The following is a 20,270-nucleotide window of genomic DNA, read 5'->3' on the forward strand; positions in this document are numbered from 1 at the left end:
GTGCCGCCGCCATCGCAGCCTCGCTAAAGCTCGACAGCTCCCACAGGGGATTGGCAGTGGATCCGGGATTTCAGTCTGGATGAAGATCAAAGGTGGGAGTCCCAACTACCTCTTCGACGTAGCGCTGTCGCGCAGAAAACTGGGGGCGCCTACGAAATATCAGCTTTTAGAGATGTTTTTTAACCCTTTAAAATCAGTAGCTTATTTTATGTTTGATAAGAGCGGGCTTGCTCGCGAAAGCGGTGTGTCAGTCAAGTATCAACCAACTGATCTACCGTCTTCGCGAGCAAGCCCGCTCCCACATAAGCCCACTCCCACATTTTGGGTTGGCCGTTATTTGGCCTGGTAAATAATGCCCGGGCTGCACTGCACCATCTGGTAATGATCCGGCAAGCCGTTCAACGCTTCGGACGCGCCGAGGAACAGATAGCCACCGCGCTTGAGCGTACCGTGGATACGCAACAGGATGTCTTTCTTCACTTCAGCCGAGAAGTAGATCAAGACGTTGCGGCAAAACACGATGTCGAACTTGCCGAGGCTGGCGTAGCTGTCCAGCAGGTTGAACGAGCGGAACTCCACGCGACTCTTGATCGGCGCCTTGATCGCCCAGCGGCCGGCGCCCTTGGGGTCAAAGTAACGCTGCAGGCGTTCCTGGGACAAACCGCGCCCCAGGGCCAGGCTGTCGTACTCACCGGTCTTGCAGTTGGTCAGCATGGTGCCGGACAAGTCAGTGGCAACAATTTGCACCCCTGCCTTCAACTGGCCCATGTTGGTCCGCTCGAACTCATCGATGGACATCGACAGCGAATACGGTTCCTGCCCCGACGAACACGCCGCCGACCAGATGCGCAAGCGCTGGCCAGGGCTGGCCTTGATTGCCTCGGGCAAGACCTTGTTCTTGAGCACCTCAAAGGGATAGGTGTCACGAAACCACAAGGTTTCGTTGGTGGTCATGGCATCGACCACCATTTCCTTGAGCCCGCTGCGCGGCTGGCCCTGGATGCGCTGCACCAACTCGCCCAGGGACTTGATGCCCTGCTGTTCCATCAATTTGTTGAGACGGCTTGATACCAGATATTGCTTGTTTTCACCGAGCAATATGCCACAGGCTTTTTCCAGGAATACCCGGAACTGTTCGAAATCCAAATTACCCGTAGACAATGAAACCGCCTCTTAACTCGTGTGACCGCCAGGGAGAAAGCCCCTAGCCGTGATCTGCAGATTTGATCCGTTCGACGACCCGGGAGGCCAGGTCATCAGGACGGAATTTGGCCAGGAAGTCATCGGCACCGACCTTCTTGACCATTGCCTGGTTGAATACACCGGACAATGAAGTATGCAGGATGATATGCAATTTTTGCATGCGTGGGTCGTTGCGTATCTCGGCCGTGAGGGTGTAGCCGTCCATTTCCGGCATCTCGATGTCGGAAATCATCATCAGGAATTCTTCTTCCGGCTTCTTGCCTTCATCGACCAGCTTGCGCAGATAGTCCAGGGCCTGGCGACCATCATTGAGCGCCACCACCTCGACACCGACGGTCTGCAGGCAACGGGACACCTGCTTGCGCGCCACCGAGGAGTCATCCACCGTCAACACTCGCAGGGACACGGCCTTTTGCTGGGTCTGTTCATCCACGACGCCTACCGAAATATGCTCCGAAGTCGGCGCCACTTCCGCCAGGATCTTCTCCACGTCGATGATTTCCACCAACTGGTTATCGACCCGCGTCACCGCCGTGAGGTAGTGATCGCGCCCGGTGCCCTTGGGTGGTGGATGGATTTCTTCCCAGTTCATGTTGACGATCCGTTCCACCGAACGCACCAGGAAACCCTGGGTCTTGGTGTTGTATTCCGTGATGATCACAAACGGGTTTTCACGATCCTGCAAGCCCGCAGAACCGGTGGCCATCGCCAGGTCAAGAATCGGAATCGTCGCGCCACGGATGCTGGCCACGCCACACACGACCGGGTTGGACTTGGGCATTATGGTGAGTTTTGGGCATTGCAGCACCTCCCGCACCTTGAAGACGTTGATGCCATATAGCTGCTTGCCATCGAGTCGAAACAGCAACAACTCCAGGCGATTCTGCCCTACCAGCTGTGTGCGCTGGTTCACTGAATCCATTACACCCGCCATGCCCAGACTCCTACGCTACAAAACTTACGGGTACGACGCGCACCCAACACGAAACGGCACGCGCTTTGCTTTTTATTGGCCATGGACATCAAAACGACAGTTTCCCGACGCCTTCGCTCGCCACAGTACCGCAGATTGCTCTGCGCCTGGATGGCGTTGGCGTTGCTTGCCTTGGGCACAGGCCACCAGGCCCGTGCCGACAACGTCACCTTGCCTGATCTGCTTATCGGCGTCACTCAAGGCTTTCTTGAGTTCACTGTAGAAGATTATCTGGCGACCACCCAGACACCGGGCCGTTATGAAATCCAGGTCAACCAGTTGGACCCACGCTTGCGCATGCCCATGTGTGACAAGGAATTGACAGGCTCCCTGGAAAGCCCGGCCCAGCCCATTGGCCGTGTGACCGTGCGCGTACGCTGTGACGGCAGCTCGCCCTGGACCGTATTCGTGCCGGCCCAGGTCCGCCTGTTTCGCGAGGTGGTGACCGTCACCCGCCCACTCAAGCGCACCGGCATCATCGGCTTTGAAGACGTTGCCCTGCGTGAACGAGACATCAGCCAGATCAGCCAGGGCTACCTCACCTCGGTGGACCAGGCCGTGGGGCAAAAATTGACCCGACCAATGGTCACCGACCAAGTCATCACCCTGGTTCACCTGGAACAGGCCGAAGTCGTGCGCAAAGGTGACCATGTGGTGATATCCGCCAGCAGTGGCGGCCTGAACGTGAAAATGCCGGGGGAAGCCCTGGCCAATGGCGGGATGAGCGAGCAGATCCGCGTGAAAAACCTCAATTCCAAGCGTGTGATCAAAGCCCGGGTAACGGCTCCGGGCCAAGTGGAGGTCGCGCTATAGATCACTGGCGTGGGACGCTGGCTTTTCCTACACTGTGCACACGATGTCGCTGTGCATAGGTTTATTGTCGATCGAGCCTAAAGTTTGTCCGGGTATGGCCGAAAACATGGCAAGCGTCCAAATACCCAGAGGTTTTTTAACATGGTCATTGATTTCAGCCGATTGAATAACGCCCAGCCAACGCCCGGCGGCACGCGCACCAGCGCGGCCAAGGACAGCGTTGAAGCCAAGGCCCCGGCGCTGCCCGCCAAGGCAGAACAAACCGCATCGACCCAAAGTGGCGAATCGGTGCATTTGAGCAATGAGGCTCAACAGTTGCAGAAGATCACGGACTCGCTGCGCGATCAGCCGGTTGTCAATAAAGCCCGTGTGGCCGAGTTGAAGCAGGCGATTGCCGATGGCAGCTATCAGATCGACAACGACCGTTTAGCCAGCAAAATCATCAAAGCCGAGCGCTAGGCAAAGGCCTGCGCCGGGCTTTTGGACGCTTAAAACCCAAGGCCAGCCATGCACGACGAAAATCTGCTGCAACTGATCACTGAAGACCTGGCTCCCGCGCAACACCTGCTGGAGCTGCTTCAAGACGAATTCGTTGCCCTGTGCGGGCGCGACATGCGCCTGCTGGAAGACATCCTGGCACGCAAGCAATCGCTGATCATCCTGCTTGAACAACACGGCCAGAAACGCAGCCAGATCCTGCTCAGCCTGGGCCTGCCCGCCGACCACAGCGGCCTGGAGCAGTTGGCCAGCCATTCTTCGGTCGGTGACCAGTTGCTGGCCCAGAGCACCGCGCTCAATCAGTTGTTGATCAACTGCCAAGAGGCCAATGTACTCAACGGCCAGTCGATCCAACTGCAGCAAGCCACCACCGCCAACCAGTTGCGCATCCTGCATGGCGGCGAACCTCCAGCACTGTACAACGCCCAGGGTTCCACTTCCCGGCTGGTCAAGCCCAGCACCCTCAGCCAAGCCTGACGCCGGTTTATCGCGCGCCCTATCAAGGCGCGCCACATGCTGGCAAAATGCCGGTTCTTGCGTGTAGTCGTATTTTGTCTGGAGATGGAAGAGCCGTGTTCAACACCCTTAGCGCGGAAGATGCTCCGCAGCCACCCAAGGTCCTTACCACACCTCTGGAAATTGCCGGCACCTTGCGGCTGCTGCAAGAGAGCCACGACCCCCTGATCATTACCTTCCACGAACGCAACCAGCGCTTCCAGAGCTACCTGGTGGATGTCGACAAGGACAGCAAGACGCTGAGCCTGGACGAGATGATTCCACCCGAAGGTGAACGCTACCTGGAAAATGGCGAGGCCTTTCGCATCGAAGGCTTTCACGAAGGCGTGCGCGTGGCCTGGGAGAGCAATGGCGCCCTGACCATCGGCGCCCTGGACGGCCACCGCATCTATAAGGGCAGCCTGCCTGAAGAAGTGGTCTACCATCAGCGCCGCAACGCCTTTCGTGCAGCGCTGAAACTGGCGCAACTGGTGAATATCGAAATGGGCGGCGAGAAACTCAAGGCGCCTATCAGCGGCAAGTTGCTGGACATTTCCGCCACCGGCTGCAAGTTGCGTTTTGAAGGTGACATCTCCGAGCGCCTGCAACTGGGCCAGGTCTATGACCGTTTTATCGCCGCCCTGCCCTTCGGCAGCATGACTACCGCGGTGGAGTTGCGTTACCTGCACTTCGAAGAAAAGATCAACACCACCTTTGCCGGTGTGCGCTTCCACAACATGAGTGGCCTGGTACAGCGCCAGGTCGAGCGTTTTGTCTACCAACTGCAGCGCGAGGCGCGACGGTTCGATAAAGACGACGACATGTAAGCGCCAAACGCGCGGCACAAAAAAACGGGCAGCTCCTTGGGGAACTGCCCGTTTTTTCGTTTCAGGGACGGGCCCGGCTCAGGTCATGCGGATGATCATCCGGGTCGGGATGCTCCGGTGGCTCGGATTCAGATTGTGGCTCTACCTCAGGCTCAGCTTCGGGCGCAGGTTCAGGCACGGTCGTTTGCATCTGGTCCTGGACCACCTGCTCATCTACACGCGGGTCAAGGGCCGCCACCAATGGCGAACTGGACATACTGTCGGGCATCGCCACGTGATGCAGCGGCGCGTCGTCCACCTGATGCAGGTTGGTCACAGCCTTGGGGCGAATGCGCCAGACCAGGATCAACGCGCACAAGCTGAAGAACGCATAGAGCATCTGGTTGCCAAACAGCTTCATCACCACACCGGCCAGCAACGGCCCGATACTCGCGCCCACCCCATAGGTCACCAGCAACATCGCGGTGAGCGACACCCGGCGATCACCCTCGACGTGGTCGTTGGAAAAAGCCACGGCCAACGGATAGAGACAGAACTGCACCAGCGAGCACAGGAAGCCGGCCACAAATAGCACTTCCAGCGGCACCCGGGTCATGATCGCCAGCGGCAATGCCGCCACCGCCAGGCACAGGGCGAAGCAGCGAATCAGCAACGCCCGGTCATAGCGATCCGACAGCCAGCCCAGTGGCCACTGCACCAACAGGCCGGCGAAAATGCAGCTACCCATGAACAGACCGACCTGCTCGGTACTCAACCCCTGCTGGGACGCGTACAACGGCGCCAAACCGTAGAAAGAGCCCACAATCAGGCCAGCGCCCAACACCGTACTCAGGGATTGCGGTACCCGCTTGATAAAGAAGCGCGGCTCCATGGGCGCCGGATGCAACGGCGCGGGGTGAATACGCCGGGTCATGGCGACTGGCACCAGGCACAGGGCGAAACACAACGCCACCAGCATCAGCAGCTCAAGCCCCAACTGGGGATGCATGACCAGAATCAACTGGCCCAGCACCAGCCCCAGGTAGGACGCGATCATGTAACCGCTGAACACCACGCCGCGCTGCTTGGCATCCGCCTGCTCGTTAAGCCAGCTCTCGATGACCATGTATTGGCACATCATGCCCAGGCCAACGATGATCCGCAGCACGATCCAGGCCGGCAGCCAATCCACCAGGCCATGCCCCAGCACCGCCGCACCGACAATCCCGGCACAGGTGGCGTAGGCCCGGATATGCCCCACGCGGGCGATCAGGCGATGCCCGATCTTGCCCCCCAGCACCAGGCCAAAATAGTTGGCCGCCATCAGCGCACCGACCCACAGGCTGTCGACATTATCAGCCGCCAGGCGCAAGGCCAGGTAAGTACTGAGCAGGCCGGAGCCGATCAGCATCATCAAGGAGGCGAAATAAAGGGCTCGAAAAGATTTCCAGATCTGGCGCATCGGCGGTCCGAGCGGCTCCTTGCGGTGGGTGTCAGGCTATTCACACTAGCCTGAGGACGAAGCGTCGTTAAACCCAGGCACCCAACGACACAGGCACCCGGGGGTATTTTGATCCGACAAGCAGGAAAACCTCGGGATCTTCGAAGCATGCAGCCTTCGATGAACTCGACACCCAACAGTTCCTTCGCCTGCAAGCGAGTGTCTGACGCACTCCGACAAGGGACAGATACAGGTCCTGACAATATATCTCGCCAGCCAGCCCGAAAGCACTGGCCAAACGGCCAAGAAAACAGCCGCCCATAAAAAAACCCCGCCAGAACATTCTGATCGGGGTTTTCAACGTCTCGGTCGGGGTGGAGACGAGACTGCAAATGGTGTCCCAGGGCCGGTTCGAACGGCCAACCTTCCCCTTAGGAGGGTCAAAAATACCACTTACAAATCATACACTTACCAGTTAAATCAAGGACTTAGCGTATGGTTGTGTCCGGCTGTTCTGGCTGATATTGTGCTTTCTGCTGGTACATTGCTGGTACGGACATGAAAGCCAAGATCACCCAGAAGCTAATCAACAGCCTCAAGCCTGAGGAAAAGCACTATCGGGTGTTCGATACCGATCAGCCTGGTTTCTTCATCAGGGTACAGCCAACCGGCCATATGGCCTACATGGTTTCGTGGGCGCGCAACCGGGAGCGCTCTCTGGGCCGTGTCGGCACCCTCACGCTCGCCCAGGCAAGAACCGAGGCTGCCCGATACCTCGCGGACGCTCATGAGCATGGCGAGCCCCTGGCGGTCACCCGCGATAGACGGGGTTCATCCACCCCCAGCCTGCGCGAGTTCGTAGACGATACCTATTTGCCCTGGTTCAAGGCGCATAACAAGGGGTATGCAAAAACATTGCACACCCTGGATAACAATTTCGAATCGATCATGAGCCAGCGCCTGGACGCCATCACCGGCCGCGATCTGGAGTCGCTGCGCACCGCCTGGCTCACCGCCGGCAACAAGCCCTCGACCGTCAATCGCAAGATGGGCACCATAAGCGGCGTGCTCTCCGGGGCGGTTGACTGGGAGTACCTACCCTCCTCACCCCTGGATAAGATCAAGCCGCTGAAAGTCGACACCAAGGGCCAGGTGCGTTACTTGTCGAAAGATGAAACCCGCAACTTGAGAAACGCCCTTGAAGTCCGGGAACATCGCGCCTGCCTTGAGCGCGACAGTGCAAACAAATGGCGCACCGATCGCAATAGAGTCCTTTTCTCGGACCTGAAAGAACTTGCATTCACCGACCACTTAAAGCCAATGGTTTTGGTATCGCTCAATACTGGAATGAGGCGTGGCGAACTGTTCGGCCTTACTTGGTCAATGGTCAACTTCCATAACAAGACAATCACCGTGGGCGGTGACACAGCGAAGACTTCCGAAACTCGCCATATACCGATGAACGCCGAAACCTTCAACACGTTGAAGGCATGGAAAGATCAAATCGGAGAAACAGCCTTTGTATTCCCTGGCCTGGAGGGCGGCCGGATGGAGGACGTTAAAAGCGCTTGGCTCAAGCTACTGAAAGAGGCGTGCATCAAGGGCTTCCGCTGGCATGACATGCGTCACGACTTCGCTTCACGCCTGGTGATGGCTGGGGTTCCGCTCAACACCGTCCGGGACCTGCTGGGGCACACCGACATCAAGATGACGCTACGCTATGCCCACTTGGCGCCTGACGTTAAAGCGGCTGCGGTGGAACTTATTTAGCCTTAGACTCATGAACCATTCTTTTATAATCACTATAGGCAGGATGGAAAGGCTTGTTACTGTCTAGAAATTCATAGTAGCTATTGATCATCGACCACTCACTTCTTACTAAATCAATATTGATCTTTACATGCGGTGCGGACGACTTTTCCCCAAGCGAGACTCCGTTTAAATCGCCATAAAGGTCGAACTCACCTTTAAAGTAGTCATCGCTTAAGACCCAGCCTGCCAGCCTTGAAAGATGCGACCCGGCAAATCCTTCACCTAATCCCCCAGCTCTAAGTTTCAATGTCGGCTCATCTTCCGACCATATGCACTTGAAGACAAACATGAAATCGATCTTTTCAAGAGTCATGAGCTTGAAAGGGTTGTCGACGACCAAGTCCTCCAAACCTATCTCAATGAATTGCTCCATGAGCTTGACGATCTTTTCGTTCTTCGCCACGGCGGCGAGCTCGATACCTGCTTTGAGGTAAGGCTCGATGCGTGCCGACAGCATGACCTTTTTAGATCGGTTAGCCATTCGTCATCTCCCGTTATGATGTCAAAAAATATGATTGCATTCTTTGTTACTGACAATCATGATGCCTTCACCGTCCAGTATCGTCTGGGCGTTCGGCTTACACAACTGGAGTTTTATACATGAACCATATCAACCAAGCCCCAGCCATCGCTCTTGGCATAGATGAGGCAGCTCGAGTGATCGGAGTGGCGCGATCAACGCTTTACGAAATTGCAGCTCGCGGGGAGATCGAGAGCTTCAAGCTCGGGCGGCGCCGCCTGATCCTGGTCAAGGTGCTGGACGCCTACATCAACCGCGTTGCAAAGGAGGGCGCCCGATGAACAACCAATACAGCGACATGTTCCACCCATACCAACTGAGCAAACTGATCGTGGACTTCGAAAAAGGCACCGTGATCGTCGAGGCCCTATCCGACTTCGGAGTCACACAGATTGACCTGCGCGAAATTGCCATCTCTGACGTTGACGACGACGACGTTCTGGCGAAGTTTTTCGATTCGGGCGACCTGTCGGCCATCAAAGAGTTTCGGTTTAAGCACATCGGGCAATTCCTGTGAGCGTCCGCATTATCGATCGTGCTGGGAATGTCCTCGGCACACTTCAACTGCCAGTAACGGCCCTTCTGGCCGATCTGGAGCCATTGCGCCGTCTTGGCGCCCATCGTGTGGAGGTAATCCATGAGCAAGCAAAAGCGCGCCCTTGAGGCGCAAGCGCGGGAGGTGGCCGTGCGTCATGGCTGCATCGCCGTCCGGTCCACCAAACGGCTGCCGGTGAACGGTGGCGGTGGGTTCCAGGTGGTAGACGCGGAGACGTGTTTCGTCAAAGCAGGACAGCGCTTCGATCTGAGCGCTGAACAGGTAATCCAATTTTTCGAGGGACACCCAGCATGAAGGCCCAGGTATTCAAATGCTCTGAAACGGCAAGCATGCCTTTCCGTAAGTGCGGATCGGTTAACGGACAGGTCAAGCACACATTCCAAGTACCAGAAGGTGTTGATGCAAATGATGCGCTGGAGGAGGCATCCACGATCCTTTCCACGACTTTCGACATGATCGTCGACGCCGGATTTGGAAACCTCAAGATCGAAGGCAATTATGCCTGGATGCTACTCAACACTCTGGAAAGCGCTAAGGCGCTTCTGGATGCGGTATTGCTGGGGATGATTGACGAGGAGGAGATCCGGGCAGCGTTGGCGCGCTGCCGGGATCAGGACAAGAGCCGGGAAAGCAATGTCGGGGCAGAGTGTGGCACGCAGCGCGCAGCCTGACAATCCTCTGACCCCAAGCGAAGGGGGGTGCAGTTTTCTTGCACCCCCTTTGCGCCTGACTGTGAGCCGCTGAATGGAATGCCTAGCCACAAAACTACTTAGCCGTGGAGATACGGTGAGCATTGAGCTTGGGCAGCTCGCCATTCAACCGGCGAGCGGCAAGCCCGTACCGCCTGAGTGGATCAACACCAACCGGGCCAGACTTTGCCGTGAAGTGCTTATCTCGGTGGGCATGGATGCTTTCGAGTACACGGACTACTCAACTGGCCACTATGGCAAAACCCGGAGCGCCGGCATCACGCTACGGTTCGTCTCGGTGGTGAATGGGCAGTCTGTATACGCAGTGTTCAATGCAGACCTGACACGCCAGCGGAACACAGCTACAGCCAAGGCTGGCGCGCTACTCCCCAAGGGGCAATTCCGTATCGGTAAGCGCAGCCACTTCTACAAGTTCTGGATGGCTACGGGCTTGCCGTTTCCTCGCCGCCTGTCAGCTATGCACGATTACATTGGGAAGCTACGCAGCGTTCTGCTGACCGGATCACTGGCTGGCGATCGTCTCGACGCCGGCAGTCTGGTGCCTGTCAGCCTGAGTGCCGAGCAATTCAGAAAGGCAGTTTTGCCGGACAACTTCCGGACAAGATCCGGACAACTCCCGGACAACTTCCGGACAAGAGCGCCGGACAAGGAAACCGCTACAGCCCAGGCAGAACGGGGGCTACAGCCGATTCCAACTACGTGCGTTGCAAACCACGAAAACAAGTTAATAAGAAAGGACGAATACAAGACCATTCCTTACACCCCTATAGATACCCCTAAGCCTCCTCAAGACCAGACCGTCGATGAGTGGCTTGAGGCGTACAGCTCGACCTGAGATGCCCCCAGTTGTGGGGACATCTCCTGAAAACTCAGGGCATCTAGATACCCGTAAATCCGGGTATCTACCCCGTCGAACTGGCGGGTCAGGGTAATGCCGGGAAATCCGGCATTACTTCTGGATTTGAGATCCGGAAGGGGTCTCCTCAGTTTTGAGGACACCCCAGCTTGGTCAGATTTGAAACGCGGGCAAGTCGATCACTACGAAAGTTTCGTAGTACCCCACTACCCGAAAAGTGTAGTGCGTCCGAAATTCGGACGCGCTCAAAAGAACGCGAAACGTCTTTTTGGCTGTGTCGACGAAATTCGTCGGAACAAACCTCCACATGGATTCGAGATCCAGATGGCTCAGATCGGGATCATCCCCCGCTGGGGTAACACCCTTCGGCGCAGGAAGTTAACTCCCTCAATTTGAGGAAGTCCCAGAGGTCGGATTTGAAATCGCACCCCTGACCAATCTCCTCAAGTTGAGGAAATTAACTCCCACCATTGGTGGAAGACCCAAACCCCCAATGGGGGCTGAACAATGCTCATCGGAGTTTTTATGAATATGCGAAACAGCTACCCACACACCTACCGCCCAGCATTCCCGACCGACCTTGCCGTAAAGATCGCCCGCAAGGCTGAAATCATGGCAAAGCGCCTGGAGGATCAGGCGATAGCAGAGATGGTGCGATCGGCCAAAGCCGCATTGGGCCGAGGCGAGTCAACCGCTGAGATTGAGGTCCAGCTCGGACTGAAATGACCTTGGCGCTCGGGACGACCCCCTGTATACTGGGCACTCATACAGCGCGTGATGTGCTGTATCCCGTCCAGTTGCGCGTGATGCGTTCCCTGAGCGGCAAATGAAACCATTTGCTCCTTATGAGAGAACACCACCTATGCGCCCATTCCAAACTGCGCCCCTGCAATACAAGTTCGCCGCCGATGATTCGGTGGGTAGTTTTACCGGCTACGCCTCGACCTTCGGCGGTGAGCCAGACTTCCACGGCGACATCATCGCCCCTGGTGCATTCACCAAGAGCCTGGCCAAGCACGCCGCAGCCGGCACCCGTCCTGCACTTCTTTGGCAACACGATCAGACCAACCCTGTAGGTGTTTGGGATTCCTTCGACGAGGACGCCCAGGGCCTTCTGTCGTCTGGTCGCTTCACCCTGGACGTGCCACAAGCCAAAGCAGCCCATGCCCTGGCAAAGGACGGCGCTCTGGCACTTAGCATCGGTTACACGGTTCCGCCTGGCGGTGCCGAGCTGGTGAATGGTGCCCGCCTGCTGAAACAGATTGACCTGGTGGAGGTGAGCCTTGTGGCCATCGCCGCCAACCCCAACTCCCGGATCGTCAGCGTGAAATGCGCCTTCGATCCAGCAAGCCCGAACCCTCGGGAATTTGAACGCGCCGCGCGTGATGCGCTGGGGCTCTCTGCCCGCGAAGCCAAGAGGCTTATGTCGGGTGGCTGGAACGGTCTTGTTCGCGATGAGCAAGCCGACGACAGCGCTGAACTGGCCCAGATCGCGGCCAAACTCCAAAACATCACCGCGTCCCTTCAAGGGCGCTGAGGTATCACCATGTCTCTCGAACTACTGACCAAAGCTGTAAATGACCACGGTGCCGCTGTCACTGCGATGGGCGCCAAGACTGACGAAGCCCTGACGGGCATCAAAGAGCTGAAAACCCGCATGTTTGACCTGGAATCCAAAGCCGCTGGCGGGATCGAGTTCCTGGAAAATAATCCATTCGGTGGCGGCGCAGAGACCGCCATCAAAACGTTCATTAAGTCCGCCCAGCTCAAGGCAATGCAGGACGGCGCCCAGAGTACTGGTCGCGTTGAGCTGGCCCAGTTCGGTATCAAGGCGCTGGTGAATGATGGTCGAGGCCAGACCGGTGACAGCGGCGTGAACGTACAGCCTCAACGTGCTGCAGGTGTTTTCAATGACCCTCGCCCGGTCCTGTCGCTGCTGTCCGTCCTGCCCAGCATCCCGGTTGCTAGTGGTAGCTACGAGTACACCCAGCTCGGCGCCTACGTGAACGCTGCCGACTATCAGGTCAAGGAAGGCGACTTGAAGGCTGAGGCCGAGATGGAGCTGGCCGTAGTCACCGCCAACGTGGCCACCATCGCCCACTGGACCCGCGCCAGTGTGCAGATCCTCGACGACGCGCCAAGCCTTGAGGTCTATATCTCCAACCTGCTGACCTATGGCGTGTTGTCAAAGTTGGAGCAGCAACTTATCAACGGGGTAGCAGGTAGCGGCAAGATCGAGGGTTTGCTGGCCCAGGCCACAACCTTTGTCCCGAACGCTGCCGACTCGCCAACCGACCGTATCGGCGCAGCAGTGGCCCAGCTCAAGGCGTCCGGCTGGAACCCCTCGGTGATCGTAATGAACCCGCTGGACTGGTTCGACATCTCCAAGTCAAAAGCCACAGGTGACGGCCAATATCTATTGGGTAGCCCGCAGAACCCAGCACCCCAGGCGCTATGGGGTTGCTCTGTCGTGACCACGCCAGCAATGGGGCGTGGCAAGGTGTTGGTACTCGACCCGGCCCAGGTTGCAGTGCTTGACCGCATGGCCCCGGCAGTGATCGCCAGCCGCTTCGACCGCGACAACATGGTTACCAACATGATCACTCTGCTGGGTGAGATGCGTGCTGGCCTCGCAGTGTTCGCCAAGGCGGCTCTGTACTCCGTCAGCATCACCGCAGCCTAAGCGGCCCGTAAGGGATATTAGGACAGGGATCAGTCGGTGAGTGCCCTGATTCGGAATCAACCCCGACAGCCTGCGCGGCTCAATCCTATGTATCACCCGAGCCGGTGGCAGACGAAGCAGGACAAGGCCCATCTGAGGGATTCAGAGAGGGCCTTTTTTGTGGGTGAAAGATCAAAAGAGAAGGAATCTCACTTGATACTGAGGGGGCAGGTGCAAACTTCAGAGACATTTGCTTCTAGACCGCGCCCAAACGTTTTTTTCGCACCGTCAAAATTAGATTTTGAAAATGGAGGATCGGAATCGACCTTCGGCGAGGCTTTGGAGGAACATCTATGGCCAGATCCCTGGGCACTTTAACCCTCGACCTGATCGCAAGAATTGGTGGTTTTACTGGCCCGCTTGACGAGTCCAGCCGTAGAACCAGAAGGTGGCAGGAAGAAACCGAGAAGAGCGCGAAGTTGGTTGGTGCTGCAATCGGGGCCGGTGTCGCTGCAGGTGTTGGCGCGCTGGCTGCTTTGGCTGTGAGCACTGTTAGGGCGGCAGAAGAAATTTCCCGCTTTGCTGCAATCTCGAACACCAGCACAACGGAGTTTCAAAAGCTTTCCGCTGGCGCAAACCTTGTGGGTATCAGCCAGGAAAAGCTGTCCGATATATTCAAGGATGTTAACGATAAGGTCGGTGACTTTCTCAATACCGGCGGCGGCGAATTAAAGGACTTCTTCACCAATATCGCCCCACTTGTCGGGGTCACAGCTGACCAATTCAGGAGTCTGTCGGGACCAGAGGCCCTGGGGTTATTCGTGTCCAGCCTGGAGAAGGCTGGAGCCAGCCAGGCGGACATGACTTTCTACCTGGAGTCGATCGCAAACGACGCAACACTGCTGCTGCCGCTGCTCAAAAATAACGCTGAGGGATTTAGAGCATTCGGGGATGCTGCTGAGGCTGCTGGCGCAATCCTTGATGACAAGACAATCAGGGCTGCCAAGGAGATGAGCGCCGCCACATGGCTTGTTGAGCAGTCAGCTTCGGGACTGAAGAACCAAATAAGTGCAGCGCTATTGCCAACACTGGCCAATTTTGCGACCCAGCTAAACCTCACTTCTGCCAACGGCCTACTAGGTAAGCAGGTCGCCGACGACTTGGCCGGAGCCTTTAAAGGCCTGGCCAAGTTTTCCTTGGGGGCTGTTGCTGGGATTCACATTCTCGGGCAAAGCATCAAGACGCTTTCAGATCTAGATGACGCCTCGATGAAGGACAGTTCCTACTGGGAGAAGTGGGTGCCCCCGGCCCGCATCTATCGACTGATTCAGAACCTTGACGGGGTCAAAGAAACGCTAGCCAAGGCTGGCGTGGAAATGGACAAGACGACTCTTGGATATGGCGATCTCATGGCGTCCTTTGATAAGCCGGCTGGTGCTGGCAGCAATGGGCAAATCAAGGCCCTGGCCGACCTTCTCGAAAAGCTCAGGACACCCACGAAGGGTACCCTGAATGTTATCCCTCCAGGCCAGGTCGAAGCGGCCAAGAAAATACTGGACTCATTCGAATCAACTGAGACTGGCCTCAAGCGTCAAATCGAACTGATCAATACATCCACCGACGCCCGAAAGGATGCTACGGAAGCGGCTAAGCTTCAGTTTGAGTTCGAATCTGGAAAGCTGGCCGGCTTGACCAGCCAGCAGAAAGAGCGGCTTAACGGGCTTGCTGAAGAGCTCGACGCGCTAAAGCAGCTCAAGCAAGCCAATGAAGATGCCGCGAAGCTCGAAGCGTTCGGGGCGAACCTGAAAGACAGCAACCAAACCATCAAGCGCGGCTTCGAAGTTGAGCTCACGGGTGCGGGCTCTGGCGACAAGCTGAGGGAGCGCCTAAAGGCCGACCTTCAAATTCAGGTGGAGCATGACAAGCAGGTCGCTGACCTTTTTGAACAGCGCAACGCTGGGGATATCAGCCAGGAGTTGTACGACAAAGAAACCGCGCTGCTCGAAGAGGCTCTTGCCGAGCGAATGGTCATTCAGCAGGACTATTACAACCAGGTCGATGAGGCCCAGAACAACTGGATGGCTGGGGTGAGTGATGCTTGGCAGAACTACGTCGACGCCGCGACCGATTACTCTGGAATGGCTGCCGATGCCACCGCATCGGTGCTGGACAGTGCAAGGAGCGAGCTCGGCGGTTTCATATCCGATGTGATCAGCGGTGCTGAAGATGCTGACGACGCGCTTGGCGATCTTGTTGCCAACTTCGCCAAGTCCACCCTGCAGGCGTTGTCCGATATGGCTGCCCAGTGGCTGGTGTATCAGGCAGTGCAAATGCTGGTGGGCAAGACCACGCAGGCAAGCGCGGTCCCAACCCTGGTGGCCAATGCCCAGGCAACTGCGTTTCAGGCCAGTCTGGCAGCGTTCGCCTCGACAGCGGCAATTCCTGTTGTCGGACCTGCTGCGGCGCCTGCTGCGGCTGCGGCTGCTGCGGCAGCAACTGCTCCCATGGTGGCCGGCGTTGCCAGTGCGGCGCTTGCAGGTATGGCGCACGATGGTATCGACGCGGTGCCGGAGACGGGCACCTGGTTGCTCCAGAAGGGAGAGCGGGTCACCACTGCCGAGACCAGCGCCAAGCTGGACAAGACGCTTGATCAGCTGCGCGCCAACTCTGGTGGTGGCGGTGGTGGTGTAACCATCCACACAGAGGTCACTGTCCAGGCACAGCCGGGCGCTTCTGCCGCTGATACTCAGGCTACAGGCAGTGCTGTAAGTACAATGGTGGAGCAGACGGTGCGCCGGGTGCTGCAACAAGAGATGGGACAAGGCGGTGTACTTTGGAGGCGCGTGTGATGGATCAGGACACGAGAGGCGAGCTTGCCAGGGCGCTGGCGGCACAGATTAGCAAGACGCTTTCAGGGCAGCTCTGTACGGGCACCGGTAAGCAAATGCGGGAGCGAAACGCGGAGATGACTCGCATCCTGGCCCGCGTCACCGCCGTGGTGCTGCACGAAGGCCCGGCAGATACCGACCTGCTGTTTCGGATACGGAGGTATGAGGCAGAGATGGGCCAGTGGGCGGAGGATATCCCGGCGCCGCTGCTGGTGGTGAAGTAATCCGCGCCACGTTTTGCGAATCACGAAAACGTGGCGCGGAATTCAAATCTGTCAGCCTGACAGAATTAAAAAGGCCCCGCCTGTTCTGTCATTGCGGGGCCTTTCTTTGTGCTGGTGCTGGTACGCTGCTGGTACGACAGACCGGATCTGGTAGGTAAACCCGGCGAAACCCTTGATTTATATGGTGTCCCAGGGCCGGTTCGAACGGCCAACCTTCCCCTTAGGAGGGGGATGCTCTATCCAATTGAGCTACTGGGACTAATGACAGGCACGCAGCCAAGTGGCGTTGCGACGGACGGCGTGCATGTTAACGGCCGAGGTGAGTTTTGTCATGTCGTCCGTCAGCTTTTTAGGCGTAAGCCCTCTTCCCGCCCCGCCAGCGATAAGCCTTCGTCCACAGGACTGACAACCCTATCGTGCAAAATGCATCAATGCGAAAAGCCATCATTGCATATTGCAATGAGCCATACTTTTGAGATCATCATAAGTATTTGTTTTTAAAGTACTTTACTCAAAATACTAGCTGGCACGATGACTGCACTCTTTATGCTTATAACACTGTCCTGCCAATGAACACGGGGAAACACCCATGAACAGCACACTCCTGATCCTCAACGCCCTGGCCTTGGCCGTGCTGGTGACGTTCCACTTCCAGCCCAGCAACGACAGTGATACTGCACAGTTCAGCCACACAGGCAGCCACCAGACCCAGCAACGACCTCAACTGGCCGTCATGACAGGCAACGGCCAACCTTCGGCTCATCTGGCACAGGGCACACAGGCCGCCAGCACTTCTGAACATTTGATTTTCTAAGCGAACCCATCATGAGCAAGCCCGCCTGGCTGCTTATCATTCTGCCCCTTGCCACGGGCATCCTGGGACTCAACACCCCCGCGACGATAGATTGACACCCTGCCAATATTCCCTCGACCTTATGTCGCCTCGGCTCGCAAATCGGCCATTTGCCACTAGTCTTAAAATTAAGGGCAAAAGGCCATATTGCTATAGGATGTGCGCCCGAAAACCCTCTCGCATCGAGAGCCTGCAGGCTGATCAGCAGCCAGATTACCCTGCAGAAAAGTTTTCCAACCAGTCCGCAAATTTGAAAATGAGTACTGGCATAACGCCTGTAGGAAGTTCAATATTTGTCACAGAATTGACGCCAAGTAACTGGCAAATTTGAGGCATGATGCGGCCTCTTTGCAATTCAGGTTGAACATTTGTCCGCAAGCCTTGTCCTAACACACATCTTGCGGCCAATTCCAAAAACCGCTCCCCTGAACTAACCGGTTAAATATATGCGCCCATTGAAACAGGCAATTTATTCCAGCCGTACGGCTGACAAGTTCGTCGTACGTCTGCCAGACGGAATGCGGGAACGCATTGCCGAGGTGGCTCGCAATCATCACCGCAGCATGAACTCTGAAATCATCGCGCGCATGGAGCAAAGCCTTATTCAGGAAGGCGCGCTGGGTGACGAACTGAGCATGCGCATGGACAGCCCGGAGCTGTCACTGCACGAGCGCGAGCTGCTACAGCGGTTTCGCCAACTGTCCCACCGTCAGCAAAATGCGCTTGTGTCGCTGATTGCCCATGACGTTGAGGCAGCCGCAGAAGCCGAATAATCGGCAACTGAAAGCTGAAGCCAGCCTTGCGCTGGCTTTTTTTTTGCCTGGAATGTAGGGGCGAGCCTGCTCGCGAAAAACTCAAGGGCACCGATTTTCCATTGGTGCCCCGCGCTATCGTTAACGATTTTCGCGAGCAAGCTCGCTCCTACAAGAAGAGGTCAGAGCAGGAAGATCGTCGCCAGACCCAGGAAGATGAAGAAACCACCACTGTCGGTCATGGCCGTGATCATCACACTGGCGCCCATCGCCGGGTCGCGCCCAAGTCGCGCCAGGGTCATGGGAATCAACACCCCCATCAATGCCGCCAGCAACAGGTTGAGGGTCATGGCCGCCGTCATCACCACGCCCAGGGACCAACTGCCATACAGCAGGTAGGCCACTATGCCGATGACACCACCCCACACCAGGCCATTGATCAGGCCCACCGCCAATTCCTTGCGCATCAGGCGCGAGGTGTTACCCGTGCTTACCTGATCCAGGGCCATCGCCCGCACGATCATGGTGATGGTCTGGTTACCCGAGTTACCACCAATACCGGCCACGATAGGCATCAGCGCTGCCAGCGCCACCAACTTCTCGATAGAACCTTCAAACAGGCCGATCACCCGCGATGCAATGAACGCAGTGACCAGGTTGACCGCCAGCCACGCCCAACGGTTGCTCAGGGATCGCCAGACTGACGCAAAAATATCTTCCTCTTCACGCAGACCCGCCATGTTGAGGACTTCGTTTTCGCTCTCCTCACGGATCAGGTCGACCATCTCGTCGATGGTCAAACGACCAATAAGCTTGCCGTTCTTGTCGACCACCGGGGCCGAGATCAAGTCATAACGCTCAAATGCCTGGGCGGCATCGTAGGCGTCCTCATCAGGATGAAAGCTCACCGGGTCGCTGGCCATGACCTCGGCGACCTGTTTGTCCGGATCATTGACCAGCAGACGCTTGATCGGCAGCACACCCTTGAGGATGCCCTCGTAGTCGACCACAAACAGCTTGTCGGTGTGCCCCGGCAGCTCCTTGAGGCGCCGCAGGTAACGCAGAACCACTTCCAGGCTGACATCCTCACGGATGGTCACCATTTCGAAGTCCATCAGCGCACCGACCTGCTCCTCGTCATAGGACAACGCGGAGCGCACTCGCTCACGCTGCTGGCCGTCGAGGGTCTCCATCAGCTCATGGACAACATCACGGGGCAGTTCAGGGGCCAGGTCGGCCAGTTCGTCGGCGTCCATCTCCTTGGCCGCAGCCAGGAGCTCGTGATCGTCCATGTCGGCGATCAGGGTTTCACGCACCGAGTCGGATACTTCGAGGAGGATGTCGCCATCGCGATCAGCCTTGACCAACTGCCAAAGCGTCAGACGATCGTCCAGCGGCAGGGCTTCAAGGATGTAGGCAACGTCGGCAGAGTGCAGGTCATCGAGCTTGCGCTGCAATTCGACGAGATTCTGCCGATGGACCAGGTTCTCGACCCGGTCTTGATGAGGGCCTTCCTGGCGATGGGTCAGATCTTCGACCACGCGCTGGCGATGCAGCAGCTCGACAACTTGCGCCAGGCGATCCTGCAGGCTTTCTTGTGTTTTCTTTACTTCTACTTCGGTCATAGGCGAACTCCACTCCCAGCAGCGGGGCACGCCGGAAGGATCAATCAGTCAATTCATGATTGGTAAAGCGGGGTACTGAGTAACTACTGGGTAAGTCCATGGAGGTATTCCACAAGCCCCGGCGGGGCTGACGGGCGCAATGATACACGCCCGGCCGCTTCAAACGTTAAAAAACTGGAAAGAACAAGTGCTTGCGCCACAAAGCTGAGTATTGGCCGCACGTATGAAACTGCGACGACACCGACAGAAAAGAAAACACATGGGCGAGAGAAAAACATGCCCGCCAGAGACAAGTCCTACAGAACAATGCCCGTCCGGCAGCTCGAAAATAAAAACCCCAGACGGCAAAAAGCCCGCACTAGGCGGGCTTTTTGTTTGTATGGTGCACTCGACAGGATTCGAACCTGTGACCGCTCGGTTCGTAGCCGAGTACTCTATCCAGCTGAGCTACGAGTGCAGATTGTGTTTTTAGACCAGATCACAACTGGTTGGAGCCAAGTTACCTGCATCGCTGCAACTAACTCTTAAATGGTGCACTCGACAGGATTCGAACCTGTGACCGCTCGGTTCGTAGCCGAGTACT

General features: G+C 56.9%; 23 protein-coding genes and 3 tRNA genes (1 of these 26 running past the window's edge). 18 read left to right on the top strand and 8 right to left on the bottom strand.

All coding sequences use genetic code 11. From position 1 onward, the window contains the following. Positions 1-349: hypothetical protein (locus KL786_RS27115; RefSeq protein WP_215519537.1), on the top strand; the 349-nt coding region annotated here is incomplete at its 5' end. On the opposite strand, the gene cheR is transcribed toward KL786_RS27115, so the two are convergent. Next, the gene (gene cheR / locus KL786_RS27120) at positions 334-1,161 is read right to left on the bottom strand and encodes a protein-glutamate O-methyltransferase CheR (RefSeq protein WP_032861559.1); all 828 of its coding nucleotides are present in this window, start codon (positions 1,159-1,161) and stop codon (positions 334-336) included. The genes KL786_RS27115 and cheR overlap by 16 nt on opposite strands. Before the next feature lie 43 nt (positions 1,162-1,204). Continuing rightward, a complete protein-coding gene (locus KL786_RS27125) occupies positions 1,205-2,137 on the bottom strand; it encodes a chemotaxis protein CheV (RefSeq protein ID WP_215519538.1) in 933 nt (310 codons plus the stop codon). Between the two features lie 81 nt (positions 2,138-2,218). Between KL786_RS27125 and flgA the strand changes: the two genes are divergently transcribed. From flgA to KL786_RS27145, 4 genes are all read left to right on the top strand, one after another. Next, on the top strand, positions 2,219-2,989 hold the full coding sequence (gene flgA, locus KL786_RS27130; RefSeq protein ID WP_215519539.1) for a flagellar basal body P-ring formation chaperone FlgA: 771 nt from the start codon (positions 2,219-2,221) through the stop codon (positions 2,987-2,989). Between the two features lie 141 nt (positions 2,990-3,130). Then, a complete protein-coding gene (gene flgM, locus KL786_RS27135; protein ID WP_032861562.1) occupies positions 3,131-3,448 on the top strand; it encodes a flagellar biosynthesis anti-sigma factor FlgM in 318 nt (105 codons plus the stop codon). A gap of 48 nt (positions 3,449-3,496) precedes the next feature. Then, positions 3,497-3,964, top strand: coding sequence for a flagella synthesis protein FlgN (locus KL786_RS27140; RefSeq protein ID WP_032861563.1), 468 nt, complete (start codon positions 3,497-3,499; stop codon positions 3,962-3,964). A 95-nt stretch (positions 3,965-4,059) separates the two neighbouring features. Beyond that, positions 4,060-4,809 (top strand): flagellar brake protein, encoded by a 750-nt coding sequence (locus KL786_RS27145; protein WP_215519540.1) that lies wholly within the window; start codon positions 4,060-4,062, stop codon positions 4,807-4,809. 61 nt (positions 4,810-4,870) lie between these two features. On the opposite strand, the gene KL786_RS27150 is transcribed toward KL786_RS27145, so the two are convergent. Further along, positions 4,871-6,250: an MFS transporter gene (locus KL786_RS27150; protein ID WP_065943570.1), complete on the bottom strand. Its 1,380-nt coding sequence runs from the start codon at positions 6,248-6,250 to the stop codon at positions 4,871-4,873. Between the two features lie 537 nt (positions 6,251-6,787). On the opposite strand from KL786_RS27150, the gene KL786_RS27155 reads away from it, so the two are divergent. Further along, positions 6,788-7,999, top strand: coding sequence for a site-specific integrase (locus tag KL786_RS27155; protein WP_215519541.1), 1,212 nt, complete (start codon positions 6,788-6,790; stop codon positions 7,997-7,999). On the opposite strand, the gene KL786_RS27160 is transcribed toward KL786_RS27155, so the two are convergent. Then, complete coding sequence (locus KL786_RS27160) at positions 7,992-8,522, bottom strand: hypothetical protein (RefSeq protein WP_198834410.1); 531 nt, start codon at positions 8,520-8,522, stop codon at positions 7,992-7,994. The genes KL786_RS27155 and KL786_RS27160 overlap by 8 nt on opposite strands. 119 nt (positions 8,523-8,641) lie before the next feature. Between KL786_RS27160 and KL786_RS27165 the strand changes: the two genes are divergently transcribed. The 10 genes from KL786_RS27165 to KL786_RS27210 all read left to right on the top strand — a co-directional run bounded on the left by KL786_RS27165 (position 8,642) and on the right by KL786_RS27210 (position 16,457). Then, entirely contained in the window at positions 8,642-8,842 is a 201-nt protein-coding gene (locus KL786_RS27165) for a helix-turn-helix domain-containing protein (RefSeq protein ID WP_057023908.1), read from the top strand. Next, complete coding sequence (locus KL786_RS27170) at positions 8,839-9,078, top strand: hypothetical protein (protein WP_198834409.1); 240 nt, start codon at positions 8,839-8,841, stop codon at positions 9,076-9,078. Before KL786_RS27165 ends, KL786_RS27170 begins: the two co-directional genes overlap by 4 nt. Before the next feature lie 120 nt (positions 9,079-9,198). Further along, positions 9,199-9,411, top strand: a complete 213-nt coding sequence (locus KL786_RS27175; RefSeq protein ID WP_215519542.1) for a hypothetical protein — start codon at positions 9,199-9,201, stop codon at positions 9,409-9,411. Next, positions 9,408-9,788 (top strand): DUF3077 domain-containing protein, encoded by a 381-nt coding sequence (locus KL786_RS27180; RefSeq protein WP_215519543.1) that lies wholly within the window; start codon positions 9,408-9,410, stop codon positions 9,786-9,788. Before KL786_RS27175 ends, KL786_RS27180 begins: the two co-directional genes overlap by 4 nt. Before the next feature lie 115 nt (positions 9,789-9,903). After that, positions 9,904-10,662, top strand: coding sequence for a hypothetical protein (locus KL786_RS27185; protein ID WP_353844685.1), 759 nt, complete (start codon positions 9,904-9,906; stop codon positions 10,660-10,662). A 546-nt stretch (positions 10,663-11,208) separates the two neighbouring features. Next, a complete protein-coding gene (locus KL786_RS27190; RefSeq protein WP_252193869.1) occupies positions 11,209-11,409 on the top strand; it encodes a hypothetical protein in 201 nt (66 codons plus the stop codon). A gap of 136 nt (positions 11,410-11,545) precedes the next feature. Continuing rightward, positions 11,546-12,220: an HK97 family phage prohead protease gene (locus KL786_RS27195; protein WP_127651391.1), complete on the top strand. Its 675-nt coding sequence runs from the start codon at positions 11,546-11,548 to the stop codon at positions 12,218-12,220. 9 nt (positions 12,221-12,229) lie between these two features. Next, positions 12,230-13,366, top strand: a complete 1,137-nt coding sequence (locus KL786_RS27200) for a phage major capsid protein (protein ID WP_215519545.1) — start codon at positions 12,230-12,232, stop codon at positions 13,364-13,366. A gap of 332 nt (positions 13,367-13,698) precedes the next feature. Further along, positions 13,699-16,194 (top strand): phage tail tape measure protein, encoded by a 2,496-nt coding sequence (locus KL786_RS27205; protein WP_215519546.1) that lies wholly within the window; start codon positions 13,699-13,701, stop codon positions 16,192-16,194. After that, positions 16,194-16,457, top strand: a complete 264-nt coding sequence (locus KL786_RS27210) for a hypothetical protein (RefSeq protein ID WP_215519547.1) — start codon at positions 16,194-16,196, stop codon at positions 16,455-16,457. Before KL786_RS27205 ends, KL786_RS27210 begins: the two co-directional genes overlap by 1 nt. A gap of 182 nt (positions 16,458-16,639) precedes the next feature. On the opposite strand, the gene KL786_RS27215 is transcribed toward KL786_RS27210, so the two are convergent. After that, a tRNA-Arg gene (locus tag KL786_RS27215) sits at positions 16,640-16,716 on the bottom strand. Between the two features lie 330 nt (positions 16,717-17,046). Between KL786_RS27215 and KL786_RS27220 the strand changes: the two genes are divergently transcribed. Together KL786_RS27220 and KL786_RS27225 are read left to right on the top strand one after the other, a co-directional pair. Continuing rightward, positions 17,047-17,271, top strand: a complete 225-nt coding sequence (locus KL786_RS27220) for a hypothetical protein (RefSeq protein WP_215519548.1) — start codon at positions 17,047-17,049, stop codon at positions 17,269-17,271. A 485-nt stretch (positions 17,272-17,756) separates the two neighbouring features. Beyond that, positions 17,757-18,083 carry an Arc family DNA-binding protein gene (locus tag KL786_RS27225; RefSeq protein ID WP_029294475.1) on the top strand — a complete coding sequence of 109 codons (327 nt, stop codon included), beginning with the start codon at positions 17,757-17,759 and terminating at the stop codon, positions 18,081-18,083. Between the two features lie 161 nt (positions 18,084-18,244). Here the strand turns inward: KL786_RS27225 and mgtE are convergent, their stop codons facing one another. The 3 genes from mgtE to KL786_RS27240 form a co-directional block, all read right to left on the bottom strand. Beyond that, a complete protein-coding gene (gene mgtE, locus KL786_RS27230) occupies positions 18,245-19,687 on the bottom strand; it encodes a magnesium transporter (protein ID WP_032861570.1) in 1,443 nt (480 codons plus the stop codon). A gap of 380 nt (positions 19,688-20,067) precedes the next feature. Next, positions 20,068-20,144, bottom strand: a tRNA-Arg gene (locus KL786_RS27235). Positions 20,145-20,216: 72 nt separating this feature from the next. Continuing rightward, positions 20,217-20,270: transfer RNA gene (locus KL786_RS27240), tRNA-Arg, on the bottom strand; it runs 123 nt beyond the window's last position.

It is taken from the genome of Pseudomonas sp. TAE6080 (assembly GCF_018732265.1).
GTDB lineage: Bacteria > Pseudomonadota > Gammaproteobacteria > Pseudomonadales > Pseudomonadaceae > Aquipseudomonas > Aquipseudomonas brenneri.